A 16,268-nucleotide genomic window follows, 5' to 3' on the forward strand; every position below is an offset into this window, starting at 1 on the left:
AGTGGGAACCTCAGACGAACCGGACGGCCTGCTGCAGTCGTGTGCGGATGTCGAAGATCTCGTTGCCACCGATCGAACGCGCACCGGGCACGCCCTGGCGGAGCACGTTCGAGAGCGCACCGCGGGCGACGAGCACGACCGGAGTTCCGCGCACTCGGCCGAGGTCGGTGACCGCCTGGACCAGGTCGTCGTCGGGCAGCACGATGACGGCGCCGCCGAACCGGACACCGGCCGCCCGCGCGAGGACGCGCATGCGCGCCAGCAGGTCGGCGACCGGAGTGCCGGGTACCCCGTCACCGGTGAGCTCGCCTCGCCGAACGCCCACCGGACCGCCGAAGTCCTCGGACAGCACGGCGTACAGTCCCGAAGGACTCAGCACGATGTGATCGAGCTTGTCATCTCCCGTCCCGCCGCGGACCGGGGCGGCCACGTCGTGCCACACCGTGTACCCCATGCCGAGTTCGGAGACCACGCGCGCGGTGGCCTCCTCGGCGAGCGCGTCGGCCAGCATGCGACGCAGATCCCGCGGCGCCGACCGCACCAGCGCCGGGTCGTACGGATCGTCGATCGTCACGCCCCGGCCGGCCCACTCACGGATCAGGGTGAGGTATCGCTCCCTGCGCCATCCGCCCGGCTGCCCGTGCGAGCGCGCCTTCGGCCTCGTGTCCGCGGGGCGCGCGGGCGCGCGCCATCCCGCCCATTCCGGAGCGGGGGCGTCGGCGAAGCCGTGCCCGCGGTCGTACGCCGCCCGCGCGGCGGAGGTGCCCACGAGCTCCCACGCCCGCTGCACCTGGACGAAGACCGCGGCATCCCCACCGGTGTCCGGGTGGGTCTGGCGAAGCCGCAGCCGGTACGCGCGCCGCAGCGAGTCCTCGTCGGTCGTGGGCTCGACGCCGAGCACGTCGTAGGCCGACGCGGACAGCGGGCTGTCGAACACGCGGACCCCTCCCCTGGCCGCGCACGCGGCCGGATACAGGCTAATCGCTGCACACCACCACGGGCCGCGATCACCGAGAGATCGCGAGGATCCCCTTTCGCGCGATCACGAGGCGCGAGCCCGGCACCCCGCGTTGCGGCAGGCGCCTCAGCGGCGCTCGTTGCGTCGCGCGTACGCGGCCGCGCTCCGGCTCGACAGGGCGAGCAGGATCAGGATGTCCAGGCTCAGCGATACGAAGGTGCCCTGGATCGTGACCTCCTGCCCCTGGGCCCACCACGCGGTGAAGGCCGTCGAGATCGACAGCGCCGAGATCAGCATCACCAGGACGCGCGGCCAGTTCAGGCCGCGGTAGATCAGGTACGCCAGCAGCGCGTCCACCGCGAGCACCGCCGCGCCGAAGCCGACCACGATCCACAGTGTGAGCTGCTGAATCTCCGGCGTCAGCGCTCCGCCGCCGTCCCAGATGTCCAGCTGGTCGGCGATCCCGTCCCACCCTGCGATGAGGGCGACGAGCACGAGGATGCCGGCGATCACCCGGAACAGCACCAGCACGAATCCCGCGATCGTCGCGGTCGGACGCCGCATCCCCGGGTCGTAGCCGGTGGGCTTGAGCAGCTGCTCCGCAGGTTCGAAGGCGGGCCGCTTCTCGGGGGCAGCGCCGGGAACGGGCTGCGGCGCGGTCACCTGGTCACCTCCGCCAGGGCTCGCACATCGATGATCGGGAGGTCTCCGTCGGTGCGGATCGAATCGCCTCCGCCGTTTCGCGCGTGGTAGCCCGTCGAGAAGTCCTTGATCACATCCACGCTCACCCTCGGATCGGCCGCGGTCACCGTCGCGACGATGTGGTCGCGCTCGACGTCGGTGTCGGCGTCGATGCGATGCGTGATCTGAAGCGTGAACAGCGAGAGTCCGACGCTGGTGTCGAAGGTGCCCGCCGCGACCCAGTCGACGCGACGCCCGCCCGGCAGGAGCCAGCCTTCCGGGCACCGCCAGAACCGGACGTGGTGACGCTGCGCGGGATTGCCGTCCACTTCCTGCTGATACGCGAAGTCCTGCTGGCGTCCGAACAGGAACAGCGGGCTCACCGGGGCCTGGTGGTAGCTGCGGCGGGCCAGCGTGGAGGTCACGATCCGCCAGGACGAGGCGAGCGTGACCGGGTCGGCTCTGGTCCACGCCGCTTCGTCCATCGCGCGTTCGATCTCGGCCCGGTCGCCGAGGAAGGCGAGGTTGACCGGGTCGCCGAGCAGCCCGTCGCTCGTGCGCGCCCGACCGATGAAGTAGTCGGGCACGTAGATCGCGGTGAGGATGCGGTGCAGGCGCGGCAGCACGAGGTAGGCCAGCAGCCCCCAGAACGCGATGGCGAAGACGATGCCCCACCAGCCGACCTTGAATGACTCGGTGAAGCTCAGGAAGGCCAGCCACACCGCTGCGACGCCGGCGAAGACGAAGAAGAACCAGTCCACGGCGATGCCGAGGGAGTACCGGCCGGGCCGGGGCTTCTTCACCTTCACGCTCGTCCCCCTAGCTCCAGAGTGCGATCCGCGGCCGATAGGCGAGGGCGGATGCCGCGGCATCCGGAGCCAGCTCTTCGATCGTCCCCGGCTGCCAGCGCGGTGCGCGGTCCTTGTCGACCAGCTGCGCGCGGATGCCCTCCACAAGATCGGGCTGCGAGGTCGCGAACCACATGACCAGCCCGTACTCCTGGGCGAGGGCGGCGCGCAGGTCCGGCAGGTCGCGGGCGCGACGCACCGCGTCGAGGGTCACCGCGAGACCGGTGGGCGACAACTCGCCCAGAAGCGCCGCGGTGTCGGATGCCGCGGCTTCGGGTCTCGCCCGCAGCGCGTCGACGATGTCCGCGACCGTCGCCGCCGAGAAGGCGTCGTCGATCCAGTCGCGGCTGCGCTCGAGGGCGGACACCGCGGGCGTCCCATCGCCCATGTCGGCCGTCAGGAACCGGGCGACGCGTTCCTGCGCCGTTCCCGCCCCGCTCCGCAGCGCATCGCGCAGAGCGGGGAGGTCGGCCGAGGGCACGAAGTGGTCGGCGAGGCCGACGGCGATGGCGTCCGCGGCATCCATCGTCGTCCCGGTCAGCGCGAGGAACTCGCCGAGGCGTCCGGGGGCGTGGGCGAGCAGCCACGTGCCGCCGACGTCGGGCGTGAAGCCGATCCTGGTCTCCGGCATCGCGAGCCTCGACCGCTCGGTGACGATGCGGAGCGCGGCATGGCCGGCCAAGCCGATGCCGCCGCCCATCGTGACGCCGTCCGCGAAGACGACGATCGGCTTCGGGTACTCGGCGATCCGCGCGTTCAGAGCGTATTCGGCCCGGAAGAACCGGCCGGCCCCGTCGGGATCGCCGGAGCGGATCTGCTCGTAGAGTGCGCGGACGTCACCGCCGGCGCACAGACCGCGGTCGCCGGCCCCGTCCAGCAGCACGGTGTCGATGTCGGGGTCGTGCTCCCAGTCGTCCAGGGCGGCGGCGAGGTCACCGATCATGCCCAGGTTCAGCGCGTTCATGGCGCGCGGACGGTTCAGGGTGAGATGGCCGAGGCCGCCGGACGCTCGCACGAGCACGGGCGCCTCGGTCGGCAGGGCAGGGTCGGTCACGATCGCAACGTTACCGCCCGGGGGCGCGAGGCCTCGCCGTGGGATCCGGGGATCGCGGTACCGGAGCCCGGTTCGTGCGAGGACCCACGGTTTCCGACAGGATAGAGGACGACTGACCGACGACGAGAGGTTCGCATGCCCGAAGGACAGGTGCTGGAGTTCTCCGGGATCACCAAGCGTTTCGGTGCTGTGACCGCGGTCGCCGACCTCTCCGCCCGCGTCGAGCCCGGGGTGGTCACCGGATTCCTGGGGCCCAACGGCGCCGGCAAGACCACGACCCTGCGGATCCTGCTCGGCCTGGTCCGGCCCACGGGCGGCACGGCGATGATCGGCGGCGTTCCGTATGCCGCGCTGCGCGAGCCGTTGCAGAGCGTCGGCGCGGTGCTCGAGGCATCCAGCTTCCACCCCGGCCGAACGGCCGCGAACCATCTGAAGGTCTACGCGCAAGCGGCCGGGCTGTCCACGGCGCGGGTCGACGAGGCGCTCGGCGTCGTCGGACTCGGCGACGTCGGCGGCCGCAAGGTCGGCGGATTCTCCCTGGGCATGCGGCAGCGGCTCGGGCTCGCTTATGCCCTGCTCGGCGATCCCGGCGTACTCGTGCTCGACGAGCCGGCCAACGGCCTGGATCCCGAGGGGATCAAGTGGATGCGCGGCTTCTTGCGCAGCCTCGCCCAGGAGGGTCGTACGGTCCTGGTCTCATCGCACCTGCTCGCGGAGGTGCAGCAGACCGTTGATTCGGTGCTGATCATCGCCCAGGGCCGCCTCGTCTATCAGGGCGCGCTCGAGGACCTGGCCGACCCCAGCGAATTCGCCACCGTCGTGGACGCACCCGACCGCGCGGCACTGGTCGCCGCTGTCGAGGCCGAAGGCGCCTCGTTCGAGCTTCTCCGCTCCGGGCTCACCGTCCGCGGACTGGACCCCGTCGCGGTCGGTGAGATCGCGGCATCCGCCGGCGTCGCGCTGTCCTCGTTGCAGCGCCGCGGACCCGCCCTCGAGGAGGTCTTCCTCGACCTGGTCAGCGGAGCCCGCGTGCACCCGACCGCAGCGTCCAGCGGGACGTTCGGCGCGGTCGCGGCGTTGACGCCCATCGCGGGAGCGGATGCCGACACCGAGGCAGCCGCTCACCCCGTCCGGGCAACGGAAGAGGTCGCTCCGGCGGGGATGGGGGTCGCTCCGGCGGGGGTCGCAACGGCGATCGAGCGTGCCCCCGACGCCCCTGACGACGATGCGGATGACGCGGATGACGCTCCGGCACCACCGGCGCCCGCCACCTACGCCGTCGCCAGCACGGGCGTCATCGACATCGTCCCCTTCGACGCCGGCGACCCCGAGACCGACGCCTACGCCGACGGCCTCGCGCTCGATGCCGACCCGGACGTCGAAGCGCTCGGCGCCATCGATGCGGAGCTGTCCAGTGGCGAGGACCGGCGGCCCGACACCGTCGCCGCCGGGTTCGACACCGACGTGGCGGTCGCCTCCGGGGTGTTCAGTTCCGAGGCACCCGACATCGAACGTCCGCTGAGCGAGCCGGAACTGGCCGACGAGTCCGGCGTCATCGAACGCCCGTGGGAGAACTACGTCAAGACCGAGGCGGATGTCGAGGCCGACGCCTTCTTCTCCAGCTTCGCTGCCGAGCAGAAGGCCGAGCGCGCCGCCTCTCGGGCACCGAGCACGGCGGCCGCCGAGGACACGCCGGACGCGGCATCAACCGATGCCGTCGAAGACCACACCGACGAGGGGGGTGAGCGGCGATGAGCCTGGCGAACGCGACACGCTCCGAGGCCACCAAGCAGTTCACCACGTCGATCTGGTGGATCCTCGCGATCGTCCTGGTCGCCTACGTCGGCTTCACCGCGACCGTGCTGGGATTCGTGTTCTCGGCGGCGGCGACCGGTTCGCTCCCCGGCGAGGGCCCGTCTCTGCCGGCCGAGGGGCTGTCGGCGACGCTGTACAGCGCGGCGACCGCGATCGGCTACGTCTTCCCGCTCCTCATCGGAACGCTGATGGTCACGACCGAGTTCCGCCACAAGACGCTCACCCCGACGTTCCTCGCCACACCCAAGCGCGGACTCGTGCTGTGGGCGAAGATCCTGGTCGGTGTCGTCCTGGGCCTGGTCCTGGGTGTGATCGGCGTCGCGTCCTCGGTGATCCCCTCGGCCGCGTTCCTGGCGGCGTACGGCCTGGAGACCGATTTCTCCTCGGGCGACACGTGGGCGCTGTTCGGCCGCATGATCCTGGCGTTCATGCTGTGGGTGCTCGTCGGCATCGGCGTCGGCGCCCTGGTCCGCAATCAGGTGGGCGCTATCGTCGGCGTGCTGGTGTTCACGCAGTTCCTCGAGCCCGTCGGGCGGGCCGCGGCCGGCTTCGTCGACGGTCTGAGCGACATCACGCGCTTCCTACCCGGAGCGGCCAGTGACGCGCTCGTCGGAGCGAGCCTGTTCACAACAGCGGGGGCGCCGGGGATGCCCGCACAGGAGTCGCTGGCGTGGTGGATCGGCGGCCTTGTCCTGCTCGCCTACGCGGTCGTCCTGCTGGCACTCGGGCATCTGTTCAGCTGGCGGCGCGACGTCACCTGAGGCGGGGCGCGCGAGGACGTCGCCGCCGGTCAGACCGCGGCGGCGGGCTTCGGCTTGGCGGCCCGCGGCTTCTTGGCAGGTGCAGGCAGAACCGGAATGGCGCCGGTCGCCAGGTCCACGACATCCACCGCTTCGGTGTCGACGTCGAGTCGCAACGCCTGGACGAGCTGAAGTCCGTTCCGGGTCGTCAGGATGATGCGGGAGTAGTCGGGGTGGCCATTCAGGTCGATCACGACACTCGGACGCCGCCTGCGGATGATCGCGAAGTCGTCACCACCGGCGGACTTCCACGTGCCCATCGCCAGAACGCCACGAACGTGGGTACCGGGACTGGGGACTCCTCGAAGCCACGTCCACGCGTCATCGGTGAGCTGGACTTTGGAGATGGTGGACCGTTCGATCGCCACATTCCCCTTGCGGAATGCCAGCGCCCGCTCGACGCCCGACAGCACGATCTCCAGCTGGGTGGAGTCGAGCAGGAGGGTGACCATGCCACTAGTCTGCCAGCGCGCCCGCGCGCGGGTCAGGCGTTTTGCTTACAGACGGACAACGATCGCGCCGCCCCGTCCGCCCCGGCGGTGCGAGACTGGGACGGTGACCCTGCTGGAACCGGCTCGAGCCGTCGATGGATCGATGATCCGCGGCGCGCTGAGCCGAGCCGCCTCCGGCCAACGCCTCGAGGTCGGCGACGCCGACGCGCTGCTGCGCACCGAGGGGCCGCAGTTCGAACAGATGCTGCAGCTTGCCGGCGCCGCGCGGGATGCCGGTCTTGCGGCATCCGGTCGGGCCGGGGTGATCACGTACTCGCGCAAGGTGTTCATCCCGCTCACCACGCTGTGCCGGGATCGCTGCCACTACTGCGTCTTCGTCGACACGCCCGCTCAGCTGCTCAAGCTCCACAAGCCCGCGTACATGTCGCCCGAGCAGGTGCTCACGGTCGCGCGCCAGGGTGCCGCGCTGGGCTGCAAAGAGGCCCTCCTGACCCTCGGAGACAGGCCCGAGGACCGCTGGCCCGAAGCGCGCGCCTGGCTGGACGAGCACGGCTACACGTCCACTCTCGACTACGTGGGGGCGATGGCGCGACTGATCACGGCCGAGACCGGCCTGCTCGCGCACCTCAATCCGGGTGTGATGTCGGCCGATGAGCTGCGGACGCTGCGCCCCACCGCCCCCTCGATGGGGATGATGCTCGAGACGACGTCGCGGGCGCTGTTCGAGCAGCCGGGACAGGTGCACTACGGCTCCCCCGACAAGGACCCGGCGCTGCGCCTGGCCGTGATCGAGGACGCCGGGCGCCTGCGGATCCCGTTCACGACGGGCGTGCTGATCGGCATCGGCGAGACGCTGCGCGATCGCGCGGAGTCGATCGTCGCGATCCGCGACGCGCACGAACGCCACATGGTCGACGGGCGGGGCCACGTGCAGGAGGTGATCGTGCAGAACTTCCGCGCGAAGCCCCGCACGGCGATGCAGGCCGCCCCGGATGCCTCCGTCCTGGAGTACGTCGCGGCGGTCGCCGTCGCGCGACTCGTGCTCGGTCCGCACATGCGCGTCCAGGTGCCGCCGAACCTGTCGGATCCGGCCGAGTTCGAGCTGCTGCTGCAGGCTGGCGCGGACGACTGGGGCGGCGTCTCGCCGCTGACGGCCGACCACGTCAACCCGGAACGACCGTGGCCGCATCTGTCCGATCTCGCCGAGCGCACCGCCGACCTGGGATTCGAGCTGCGTGAGCGCCTCACCGCCCACCCCGAGTACGTGCGCGACGCCGCGACGTGGATCGATCCGGCCCTGCACACCGCCGTGGCTGACCTCGCGGACCCTGTTTCGGGCCTTGCCGCGGCGCAGGTGGTCAAAACTCGGGGATATCCGGCACCCGAGGCGCCGCACGCCGCCCCTGCCGGCCGTTCCGTCCCGCCGGTTTCACCGCGCGCCGGGGTGAAACGACTGGCCGAGCGCGCCGCGGCAGACCCCCTCGGCCTCGACGATGCCGAATGGGTCGCGCTGCTGCGAGCGGACGACGCCGACCTCGACGTCCTCACCGCCACCGCGGACGATGTCCGCCGGTACACCGTCGGTGAAGCGGTGAGTCTCGTCGTGAACCGCAACCTCACCTCGACCGGGTTCCGCTCCACCCCGACGGGCGAGCGGGCGACCTTCAGCCTCGACGACGTCGCCGCCATCGCGACGGACGCCTGGGATCTCGGCGCCACCGAACTGTGCGTGCAGGGCCGACTCGAGCCCTCGCAGCCGGCCACCGCCTACCTCGACATCGCCCGTGCGATCAAAGCCGCGACGCCGGGAATGCATCTGCACGCCTACCGCCCGCAGGACGTTCTGGACCTCGCCGACCGCGGCGGGCTCGGGCTGGACGGCGCGCTGGCCGCGCTCCGTGACGCCGGGGTCGACACCGTCCCCGGCACGGGCGTGAAGGTCCTGAGCGAACGCGTGCGCGCACTGGTCGCGCCCGGCGACCTCGAGATCGACCGGTGGGTCGAGGCCATCACGGCAGCGCACCGCGCCGGATTCCGCTCGACGTCGGTGCTGTTCTACGGCCACGTCGAGACGGCGGAAGAGCGCATCGCCCACCTCCGCCGACTGCGCGAGATCCAGGACCAGACCGGCGGTTTCACCGAGTTCGTGCCGATCCCGCTGCCCGGCACCGGCGGCGCGCGCGAGGGCGGCGTCCCGCTCGTGCCGGGGCGCGCACCGCTCGACGAGCACCGTGCGATGGTCGCCGTCTCGCGCCTGCTGCTCAGCGGCAGCATCCCGCACGTGCAGATCCCGTGGACCCGCGTCGGGCGCGACGCCGCCGCGATCCTGCTGCAGTCCGGTGGCGACGACCTCGGCGGGACGCTCCTGGACGGACGCGTGCTGCCCGAGACCGGCATCGAGCACGGACTCGAACTGCCGGTGGCGGATGCCGCGCGCATCGCCGCGCGCCTCTTCCGTCCCTTCCGCCGACGCGCGACGGACTACCGAGAGCCGCCCCTCCGCCAAGCTCAGGGGCCGGAGACCTCATGACACGCGTCGAGGTGGCGATCGTCGGCGCCGGCTTCGGCGGACTGGGAATGGCGATCGCGCTGCGCAGAGCCGGCCGAGCGGACTTCGTCGTCCTCGAGCGGGCCGCCTCGGTCGGCGGCACGTGGCGTGACAACACGTATCCCGGCGTCGCGTGCGATGTGCCCTCGCACCTGTACGGCTTCCAGGACCACCCGAACCCGAATTGGTCGGGAGTCTTCGCGCGCGGCGAAGAGATCCGCGGCTACCTCGAAACCGTCGCCGAGCGCGAGAACCTCGGCGATCGGCTGCGGTTGCGCTCCCCCGTCCTGTCGGCGGAATGGGATGCCGCGGCATCCGTCTGGCTCATCGAGACCGGCGGCGACTCCGCCGGCACGATCGAGGCGGAGGTGCTCGTGCTCGCCTGCGGGCGCCTGACCGAGCCGTCCATCCCCGACATCGCCGGTCTCGAGACCTTCCCCGGCTCCCTGTTCCACTCATCGCGGTGGAACCACGCCGCCGATCTGGACGGCGCGCGCGTTGCCCTCGTCGGCACCGGAGCGAGCGCGATCCAGGTGCTGCCCGAACTCGCGCGCGTCGCCGCGCACGTCGCCCTGTTCCAGCGCACGCCGGCATGGATCGTGCCGCGCGGCGCCGCCGACTACAGCGACGAGGACCGCCGCCGGTTCGCGGAGCACCCCGACGCGCTCGCCCGCCTGCGCGCAGACCTGTACGCCGAGGGCGAGGCGCGATTCGCCTCACGCTCGGGGGATGCCGCGGCATCCGCCGCTGCGCGCGCGAGTGCCCTCGCGCATCTGCACGGTCAGGTCGCCGACCCCGCGCTGCGCGCGGCCCTCACCCCCGACTACACCTTCGGGTGCAAGCGGGTGCTGCTCTCGGACGACTTCTATCCGGCGGTCTCGGGCGATCGCGTGACACTGGAGCCCTCCGCTCTGGCGTCGGTGGACGGGCGGTCGCTCACCTCCGCGGACGGCACGGTTCACGAGGCCGACGTGCTGGTGCTCGCCACCGGCTTCGCCTCCACCCGGCAGCCGTACGCCGATCTCGTTCGCGGCGAGGACGGGGTGGCGCTCGCGGAGCACTGGTCGGCGGGTATGACCTCGTTCGGCTCGACCGTGGTCAGCGGCTTTCCGAACATGTTCGTCCTCAACGGCCCGAACGCTTCGCTCGGCCACAACTCGTCGGTCCTGATGATCGAGGAGCAGGCCGCCTACGCCGTGCGCGCCCTGACCGCGCGCGATGCGATCGCCGAGGGCGTGCTCCGGGTCGCACCGGCCGCGGAGCGGGCGTACACCGACGAGATCGCCGCCGCTGCCCGCACGACGCCGTGGATTGCGGGCGGATGCCGCAATTGGTACGTCGATGACCGCTCGGGACGGCTGACCCTGCTGTGGCCCGGGACGGTGGACGCGTTCCACGACCGGCTCGCCCGCGCCGACGGCTCGGAGTTCCTTGCCGCCGCGCAGCCCACCCGCACCGACACGAATGGCACGCCCGTGCAGGGTGTGCCGAGAGGAGCATCATGACCTTCCCCCTCCGCTTCGGGTACAAGGCCTCGGCCGAGCAGTTCGGACCGAACGAGCTGCTGGACTTCGCGGTGCTCGCCGAGGAGATGGGCTTCGACTCGGTGTTCGTCTCGGATCATCTGCAGCCCTGGCTGCACGAGGGCGGCCACGCCCCGGCATCCATCCCCTGGCTGGGCGCGCTCGGCGCGCGCACCTCACGGATCGCGTTCGGCACCTCCGTTCTGACGCCGACCTTCCGGTACAACCCGACGGTGGTCGCGCAGGACTTCGCAACCCTCGGGGTGATGTACCCGGGTCGCGTGATCCTGGGCGTGGGCACCGGCGAGGCACTGAACGAGGCCAATCTCGGCTTCCCGTGGCCGGACCCGCCGGAGCGCTTCCAGCGGCTCAAAGAGGCGATCACCCTCATCCGCCGGCTCTGGTCCGAGGAGCGCGTCACCTTCGAGGGCACCTATTACACGACCCGGAACATCACGATCTACGACAAGCTCGACGAGCCCGTTCCCATCTACATCGGCGCCGCAGGACCCGCGGCGACGCGACTGGCCGGGCGCATCGCCGACGGCTTCATCACGACGTCCGGCAAGGCGCCGAGCCTCTACTCGGACACCCTGATGCCCGCGCTGCGGGAAGGGCTGGAGAAGGCCGGACGCGCCGCGGACGCGATCGACACGCTCATGGAAGTGAAGGTCTCGTACCACCCCGATCCGGCTGTCGCCCTGGAGAAGACGCGCTTCTGGGCGCCCCTCGCGCTGAGCCCGGAGGAGAAGATGGGCGTCGACGATCCGCTCGAGATGCAGCGTCTCGGCGAGCAGTTGCCCATCGAGCGGGCGGCATCGCGTTTCATCGTGTCCAGCGACCCCGATGAGCACGTCGAGAGCATCGCCCGCTACGTCGACCTGGGCTTCCGCCACCTCGTCTTCCACGACCCGGGGCATGACCAGGAGGAGTTCCTACGGACGTACGGCGCCGAGATCCTGCCACGGCTGCGCGCACGGTTCGGAGTGTGACAACAGCTCAGCGCCTGAGAGGGGCTGAGGCCCCGAACGGCTGGGCGGTCCTCATCCCGGTCAAGCCCACCGCGATCGGCAAGTCGCGGCTGGACCTGCCCGGGGCCGACCGCGTGACCCTCGCCCGCGCGATCGCCCTGGACACCATCGCGGCGGCGGCTGCCTGCGCGGCGGTCGCCCAGGTGTTCGTGGTCACCGACGACGGCGCCCTGGTCGCCCTCGCGTTCGACATCCCTGGACTCCGCTTCGTCTCCGAAGACGACGGCACGTCCACCGCCCGCGGCATCGACGCCGCGATCGCGGTCGGCGCTGCGGCGGCGGGCGACGGGATGCCGCGGGCGGCGCTGCTGGGAGACCTGCCGGCGCTGCGGCCCGAAGATCTGCAGGCCGCCCTGACCGCGGCATCCGGGATCGACCGGGGTGTCGCCGCCGACGCCGAGGGAACCGGGACGACGCTTGTGACGGCACGCCGCGGCATCGCGCTGCGGACGGCGTTCGGCACCGACTCGTTCGCGCGTCACCTCGAGCTGGGCTGCCTGCCCCTCGATATCGCCGCTGCATCGACCCTGCGCCGCGACGTCGACACCGCCGCCCAACTGGAGGCCGCGGCGGCCCTCGGCGTCGGACCGCGGACGGCGCGGGTGCTCGCGGCTCAGACCAGCAGGTAGATCGCGCCGACGATGGTGAAGGTGATCACCAGCCGCTCGAAGAGGACCTGGTTCAGCCGCCCCGCCAGCCGTCGCCCGAACAGCGCCCCGACAACGACCAGGGGCACGAGGACCAGGTCGATCAGCAGGCCGGGCACGGTGATCAGGCCCAGGCCGATCGAGAACGGCAGCTTCGCGAGGTTCACGATGGCGAAGAACCACGCGGCGGTACCCAGGAATTCCTTCACCGGGAACCTCGACGCGAGGAAGTACATCGACATCACGGGTCCTGCGGCGTTGGCGACCATCGTGGTGAAGCCGCCCAGGGCGCCGTATGTCGCGGCGGCGACGCGGTGCGGGCCCGCGTCATCGACCGGTGCGCGCATGCGTCTGCGCAACAGCGTGATCGCGATCACTGCCAGCAGCAGGACGCCGATCGTCCGTTTGACCCACTCGTCGTTCGCGACGGCGAGGAAGAGGACGCCCACCAGGATCCCGACGACCACCGCCGGCGCCAGGCGCAGCAGCGCCCGCCAGTTGGTGTGCCGCCGGTAGGTCAGGACGGCGAAGACGTCGGCGACGATCAGAAGCAGCAGCAGGGTGCCGGTCGACTCCCGCGCCGGCAGGATGGCCGCGAAGATCGCGACGGCGATCGTGTTGGAGCCCGGCACGGCCGTCTTCGACAGTCCCACGATGAGTGCGGCGACCCCCAGAAGCGTCCATGCGAACCACGTCAGTTCCGCCACGTCAGAGATCAGCCGTCGCCAGTGCCGCCTCGGCGAGGGCGGCCGAGGACGAGACGTCGTTCATCCACAGCGGCACCACGGCGGTGCGGATGCCGAGGGCGGAGACGCCGGCGGCGGATGCGGCATCCTCCTCACCTATCAGCCACGCGTCCAGAAGTCCGTCCGCGGACCGGGCGCCGTAGTGCGCTGCCACCGCGGACGCGGACGTCTCGACGCCGATCGCCCGAAGGCAGACGTCGGCCATGCCGCGCACGACACGGCCGCCGATGATGGGCGACACCCCGACGACCACGGCAGCGGTGGCACGCAGCGCCTCGCGGATGCCCGGGACGGCCAGGATCGGCCCGATCGACACCACCGGATTCGACGGGGCGATCAGCACGACGTCCGCCTCGGCGATCGCTTCGAGCACCCCTGGTGCGGGGCGCGACGCGTCGATCCCCGGTGCGTCGAACCGGATCGACTCCCGCGTCGCGCGATACCGGGTCCACCACTCCTGGAAATGCATCGACGTCCCGTCGCGGAGGGCGACCTGCGTGTCCACCTCGGCGTCGGTCATCGGCAGCAGCCGGGCTCCGAGCGGCCACCGCCGGGACATCCGCTCGATCACCTGGGTCGGCGTCCGACCCTCGCGCAGCCACCCGGTCCGCGCGAGATGGGTGCCCAGATCGAGGTCGCCCAGGGTGAACCACGGCCAGCCCGCCCCCCACTCCTGCAGCTCGTGGTTGACGCGTTCGGTGTCGCCCGCCCGGCCCCAGCCGCGCTCCGTGTCGTTCACGCCGGCCAGCGCGTACAGGAGCGAGTCGACGTCGGGCTGCAGGCGGACTCCGGACAGCCACAGATCATCGCCGGTGTTGACGATGATGGTGAACGATGCGGCGGGTGCGGGGGCCGCGGCATCCGCTCTGCGCCGCAGTGCTTCACGCACGCCCAGCGCGAAGCGTGATCCGCCGACGCCTCCGGCCAGCACGACGACGCGGGGCATGGCGGCACCACCCGTCGCGGGGCTCGGGCTCAAGGCGCGAATTCGTCCGCGGCGTGCGGGAGGGTGAAGCGCGAGACCGCGTCGATGAGCGCGTCCACCGTCTGCGACGCGGCGATCACGTCGACGGACAGACCCGCCCGCCGTGCGTCCTTGGCGGTGCGGGGGCCGATCGCGGCGATGACGGTCGACGCGGGGATCTCGGGGAACTGCAGGTGCACCTGCTCCGCGACCGATCCACTGGTGACGAGGATCGCGTTGATGCGGCCGTTGCGAACGTCCTCGGCGATGCGCTCCGTGACCGGAACCCCCACCGTGCGGTAGGCGACCACGCTGCGCACGCGGTGACCGGCTTCGATGAGCAGGCGTGTGAGCACGGGCTTGGCGATCTCGCTGCGGAGAGTGAGGATGTCCCGCGGCTCGGGTTCGAGCGCGATCATCTGCTCGGCCATTCCCGCGGCGGAGTTGTCGCGCTCGGGAACCAGATCGACCCGGTAGCCGACGGCCTGCAACGCGGCGGCCGTCGTCTCGCCCACCGCGGCGACCTTGGTCGATGCGGGGATCGTGGCGCGGTGCGCGAAGAGGACGTCGACAGTGGTCGCGCTCGTCACGGTCAGCCAGTCGAACGCGCCGGCCTCGAGGTCGGCGAGCGCCTGGTCGAGGGTGGCCTGGTCGTTGGTGGGCGCGAAGTTGATCAGCGGTGCGACGACCGGGACCGCGCCCTGGTGACGCAGGTTCGCGGCGACGCCATCGCCCCACGGTCCACCGCGGGGCACGAGCACGCGCCAGCCCGCGAGGGGCTTGGGCATCTGGGGGGCGTGGTTCATGGGATGGACTCTCGTGGAACTAGGTCAGCCGCCCCAACGTTCGAGCAGCCGACGAGCAACTTCGAATCCGTGCGCACCGGATTCGCGCCGTCGGCAGCATCCGCACCATTGCACTGCCTGACAGTCGAGCATACCCCCGCGTCGCGCACTCGCGCTTATCGCGGAGGCCGCGGGGCGGGCGTGGGTCTGCTCACCGGGTGTAAGCGCGCACCGCGGCCCAGACGATCAGGCCGACGGTCGCGGCGCCGGCGACGACGGCCGCCGTGGCTCCGGTGCGATTTCTGCGCGCGAACGCTCGGGCCTGTGTGATCGCGCGATCGGTGACCTTCGCCACGCGACGCGGAACGTTGGCCTTCTCCTCGATCGCGGCGAGGGCCGCTTTGAGCTCGGCCCGTGCCTGCTCGACGGGGTCTGCGATACCGAGCGCGACGGCGGTGCGCGGCATCGGAACCGGGGTGCGGGCGACGGGAACGGGTGAGCTAGAGCTCATCGCGCACCTCCTTGACGTCATGAACGACCGACTGGACAGGGTTCTGGGATCGAGCGACCCGGCGGAAGCGCAGGATGCCCAGCAGTGCCAGCAGCACCGCCACCAGGACCAGCGCCACGAAGACGACAAGCGCCGACAGCCAGGCCGGCCACCACGAGGACAGCCCGATGATGACGAATGCGCCGAGTGCGGCGATCGACCAGAACAGGAAGAACAGGGCCGCGACGATCCAGCCGGCGCCGATCCCGGCGTCCTTGGACGTGCGCCGCACCCACGCCTTGGCGGAGTCGACCTCGGCGACGACGAGGTTGCGGACGAGCTCCGGAACCTCGCCGACCAGTGTGAACAGGCTGTCTTCGGACCGGTCGCGGAATCCGCGAGGAGTGGTCACGTCAGGCTCCGTTGCGCTCGCCGACGGCTTCCGAGATGTCCTCGAAGGTCTCCTCGGCAGCGTCCTTCACGGCGTCGGCGGACTTCTTCGCGGCGGCGCTCACGTCGTCGGCCTGCTCCTTGCTGGTCTTGAGTGCGGCGTCCAGCCGCTGCCCCGGGGTCGTCCCCTTCGAGGACGCCGCCTTCGTGACCTTGACAGCGCTGTCCCAGAGCGTGCTGGGCAGAGCCATCGCCGTCGACTTGGCGAAGTCCTTGACCTTGCCGACCTGTTCCTGCACGGGGTCCAGGTTCCACACCTTCTCTACCTGCGTCTTGATCTGCTCGTAACGCTCACGGCCGGCGCGGGTGCCGAGCACGTAGCCCGCCGCGAGTCCGATGACGAGTCCGACTTTGCCCCTCATGGGGTCTCCTCACGCTCGATGGGCCATTGGGTCTGCACCCAGGGTAACGCCGTATGCCGGTCCCGGCATCCGGTGGCCTTAGGGCCGACCCTGTGCTAGGCGCAACCGGTGCGT

General features: G+C 71.3%; 17 protein-coding genes. 6 read left to right on the plus strand and 11 right to left on the minus strand.

The annotated features are described in order from the left end of the window. Nucleotides 1-10: 10 nt before the first annotated feature. From ABD655_RS00615 to ABD655_RS00630, 4 genes are all read right to left on the minus strand, one after another. A complete protein-coding gene (locus ABD655_RS00615; RefSeq protein ID WP_344710605.1) occupies nucleotides 11-937 on the minus strand; it encodes a DnaJ domain-containing protein in 927 nt (308 codons plus the stop codon). Between the two features lie 147 nt (nucleotides 938-1,084). After that, on the minus strand, nucleotides 1,085-1,621 hold the full coding sequence (locus ABD655_RS00620; protein WP_344710607.1) for a hypothetical protein: 537 nt from the start codon (nucleotides 1,619-1,621) through the stop codon (nucleotides 1,085-1,087). Then, nucleotides 1,618-2,442 carry an LssY C-terminal domain-containing protein gene (locus tag ABD655_RS00625; RefSeq protein ID WP_378720991.1) on the minus strand — a complete coding sequence of 275 codons (825 nt, stop codon included), beginning with the start codon at nucleotides 2,440-2,442 and terminating at the stop codon, nucleotides 1,618-1,620. Before ABD655_RS00625 ends, ABD655_RS00620 begins: the two co-directional genes overlap by 4 nt. Before the next feature lie 16 nt (nucleotides 2,443-2,458). Continuing rightward, the gene (locus tag ABD655_RS00630) at nucleotides 2,459-3,541 is read right to left on the minus strand and encodes an enoyl-CoA hydratase/isomerase family protein (RefSeq protein WP_344710611.1); all 1,083 of its coding nucleotides are present in this window, start codon (nucleotides 3,539-3,541) and stop codon (nucleotides 2,459-2,461) included. A 135-nt stretch (nucleotides 3,542-3,676) separates the two neighbouring features. On the opposite strand from ABD655_RS00630, the gene ABD655_RS00635 reads away from it, so the two are divergent. Both ABD655_RS00635 and ABD655_RS00640 read left to right on the plus strand, forming a co-directional pair. Beyond that, a complete protein-coding gene (locus ABD655_RS00635; RefSeq protein WP_344710612.1) occupies nucleotides 3,677-5,296 on the plus strand; it encodes an ATP-binding cassette domain-containing protein in 1,620 nt (539 codons plus the stop codon). Next, nucleotides 5,293-6,117: an ABC transporter permease gene (locus ABD655_RS00640; protein WP_344710613.1), complete on the plus strand. Its 825-nt coding sequence runs from the start codon at nucleotides 5,293-5,295 to the stop codon at nucleotides 6,115-6,117. Before ABD655_RS00635 ends, ABD655_RS00640 begins: the two co-directional genes overlap by 4 nt. Before the next feature lie 29 nt (nucleotides 6,118-6,146). Here the strand turns inward: ABD655_RS00640 and ABD655_RS00645 are convergent, their stop codons facing one another. After that, the gene (locus ABD655_RS00645; protein ID WP_344710614.1) at nucleotides 6,147-6,608 is read right to left on the minus strand and encodes a hypothetical protein; all 462 of its coding nucleotides are present in this window, start codon (nucleotides 6,606-6,608) and stop codon (nucleotides 6,147-6,149) included. A 142-nt stretch (nucleotides 6,609-6,750) separates the two neighbouring features. On the opposite strand from ABD655_RS00645, the gene cofG reads away from it, so the two are divergent. Genes cofG through cofC form a run of 4 tightly spaced genes read left to right on the plus strand, consistent with a single transcriptional unit; the run spans nucleotide 6,751 to nucleotide 12,339 of the window. Continuing rightward, nucleotides 6,751-9,138 carry a 7,8-didemethyl-8-hydroxy-5-deazariboflavin synthase CofG gene (cofG, locus tag ABD655_RS00650; RefSeq protein ID WP_378720992.1) on the plus strand — a complete coding sequence of 796 codons (2,388 nt, stop codon included), beginning with the start codon at nucleotides 6,751-6,753 and terminating at the stop codon, nucleotides 9,136-9,138. Continuing rightward, nucleotides 9,135-10,661 (plus strand): flavin-containing monooxygenase, encoded by a 1,527-nt coding sequence (locus ABD655_RS00655; RefSeq protein ID WP_344710617.1) that lies wholly within the window; start codon nucleotides 9,135-9,137, stop codon nucleotides 10,659-10,661. The genes cofG and ABD655_RS00655 overlap by 4 nt, the downstream gene beginning before the upstream one ends. Next, on the plus strand, nucleotides 10,658-11,671 hold the full coding sequence (fgd, locus tag ABD655_RS00660) for a glucose-6-phosphate dehydrogenase (coenzyme-F420) (RefSeq protein WP_344710619.1): 1,014 nt from the start codon (nucleotides 10,658-10,660) through the stop codon (nucleotides 11,669-11,671). Before ABD655_RS00655 ends, fgd begins: the two co-directional genes overlap by 4 nt. Further along, nucleotides 11,668-12,339, plus strand: coding sequence for a 2-phospho-L-lactate guanylyltransferase (gene cofC, locus ABD655_RS00665; protein ID WP_344710621.1), 672 nt, complete (start codon nucleotides 11,668-11,670; stop codon nucleotides 12,337-12,339). Before fgd ends, cofC begins: the two co-directional genes overlap by 4 nt. On the opposite strand, the gene ABD655_RS00670 is transcribed toward cofC, so the two are convergent. The 6 genes from ABD655_RS00670 to ABD655_RS00695 all read right to left on the minus strand — a co-directional run bounded on the left by ABD655_RS00670 (nucleotide 12,324) and on the right by ABD655_RS00695 (nucleotide 16,154). Then, nucleotides 12,324-13,064: a sulfite exporter TauE/SafE family protein gene (locus ABD655_RS00670; RefSeq protein WP_378720717.1), complete on the minus strand. Its 741-nt coding sequence runs from the start codon at nucleotides 13,062-13,064 to the stop codon at nucleotides 12,324-12,326. The two genes, cofC and ABD655_RS00670, sit on opposite strands and share 16 nt — an antisense overlap. Nucleotide 13,065: 1 nt before the next feature. Further along, nucleotides 13,066-14,049 carry a 2-phospho-L-lactate transferase gene (gene cofD / locus ABD655_RS00675; protein ID WP_344715619.1) on the minus strand — a complete coding sequence of 328 codons (984 nt, stop codon included), beginning with the start codon at nucleotides 14,047-14,049 and terminating at the stop codon, nucleotides 13,066-13,068. A 29-nt stretch (nucleotides 14,050-14,078) separates the two neighbouring features. Then, entirely contained in the window at nucleotides 14,079-14,873 is a 795-nt protein-coding gene (locus ABD655_RS00680) for a uroporphyrinogen-III synthase (protein ID WP_344710623.1), read from the minus strand. Nucleotides 14,874-15,063: 190 nt separating this feature from the next. Continuing rightward, complete coding sequence (locus ABD655_RS00685) at nucleotides 15,064-15,363, minus strand: hypothetical protein (protein ID WP_344710625.1); 300 nt, start codon at nucleotides 15,361-15,363, stop codon at nucleotides 15,064-15,066. Next, nucleotides 15,353-15,754, minus strand: a complete 402-nt coding sequence (locus tag ABD655_RS00690; RefSeq protein ID WP_344710627.1) for a phage holin family protein — start codon at nucleotides 15,752-15,754, stop codon at nucleotides 15,353-15,355. Before ABD655_RS00690 ends, ABD655_RS00685 begins: the two co-directional genes overlap by 11 nt. A 1-nt stretch (nucleotide 15,755) precedes the next feature. Then, nucleotides 15,756-16,154, minus strand: coding sequence for a hypothetical protein (locus ABD655_RS00695; protein WP_344710629.1), 399 nt, complete (start codon nucleotides 16,152-16,154; stop codon nucleotides 15,756-15,758). Nucleotides 16,155-16,268 lie beyond the last annotated feature (114 nt).

This window comes from Microbacterium terregens, assembly GCF_039534975.1.
In the GTDB taxonomy this organism is placed as follows: domain Bacteria; phylum Actinomycetota; class Actinomycetes; order Actinomycetales; family Microbacteriaceae; genus Microbacterium; species Microbacterium terregens.

Bases quoted from the DNA above. Each gene is read 5' to 3' on its own strand.
- fgd (WP_344710619.1), top strand. From the start codon at position 10,658: ATGACCTTCCCCCTCCGCTTCGGGTACAAGGCCTCGGCCGAGCAGTTC.
- ABD655_RS00635 (WP_344710612.1), top strand. From the start codon at position 3,677: ATGCCCGAAGGACAGGTGCTGGAGTTCTCCGGGATCACCAAGCGTTTC.
- ABD655_RS00640 (WP_344710613.1), top strand. From the start codon at position 5,293: ATGAGCCTGGCGAACGCGACACGCTCCGAGGCCACCAAGCAGTTCACC.
- ABD655_RS00695 (WP_344710629.1), bottom strand. From the start codon at position 16,154: ATGAGGGGCAAAGTCGGACTCGTCATCGGACTCGCGGCGGGCTACGTG.
- ABD655_RS00685 (WP_344710625.1), bottom strand. From the start codon at position 15,363: ATGAGCTCTAGCTCACCCGTTCCCGTCGCCCGCACCCCGGTTCCGATG.
- ABD655_RS00680 (WP_344710623.1), bottom strand. From the start codon at position 14,873: ATGAACCACGCCCCCCAGATGCCCAAGCCCCTCGCGGGCTGGCGCGTG.
- cofG (WP_378720992.1), top strand. From the start codon at position 6,751: ATGATCCGCGGCGCGCTGAGCCGAGCCGCCTCCGGCCAACGCCTCGAG.
- ABD655_RS00645 (WP_344710614.1), bottom strand. From the start codon at position 6,608: ATGGTCACCCTCCTGCTCGACTCCACCCAGCTGGAGATCGTGCTGTCG.
- cofD (WP_344715619.1), bottom strand. From the start codon at position 14,049: ATGCCCCGCGTCGTCGTGCTGGCCGGAGGCGTCGGCGGATCACGCTTC.
- ABD655_RS00655 (WP_344710617.1), top strand. From the start codon at position 9,135: ATGACACGCGTCGAGGTGGCGATCGTCGGCGCCGGCTTCGGCGGACTG.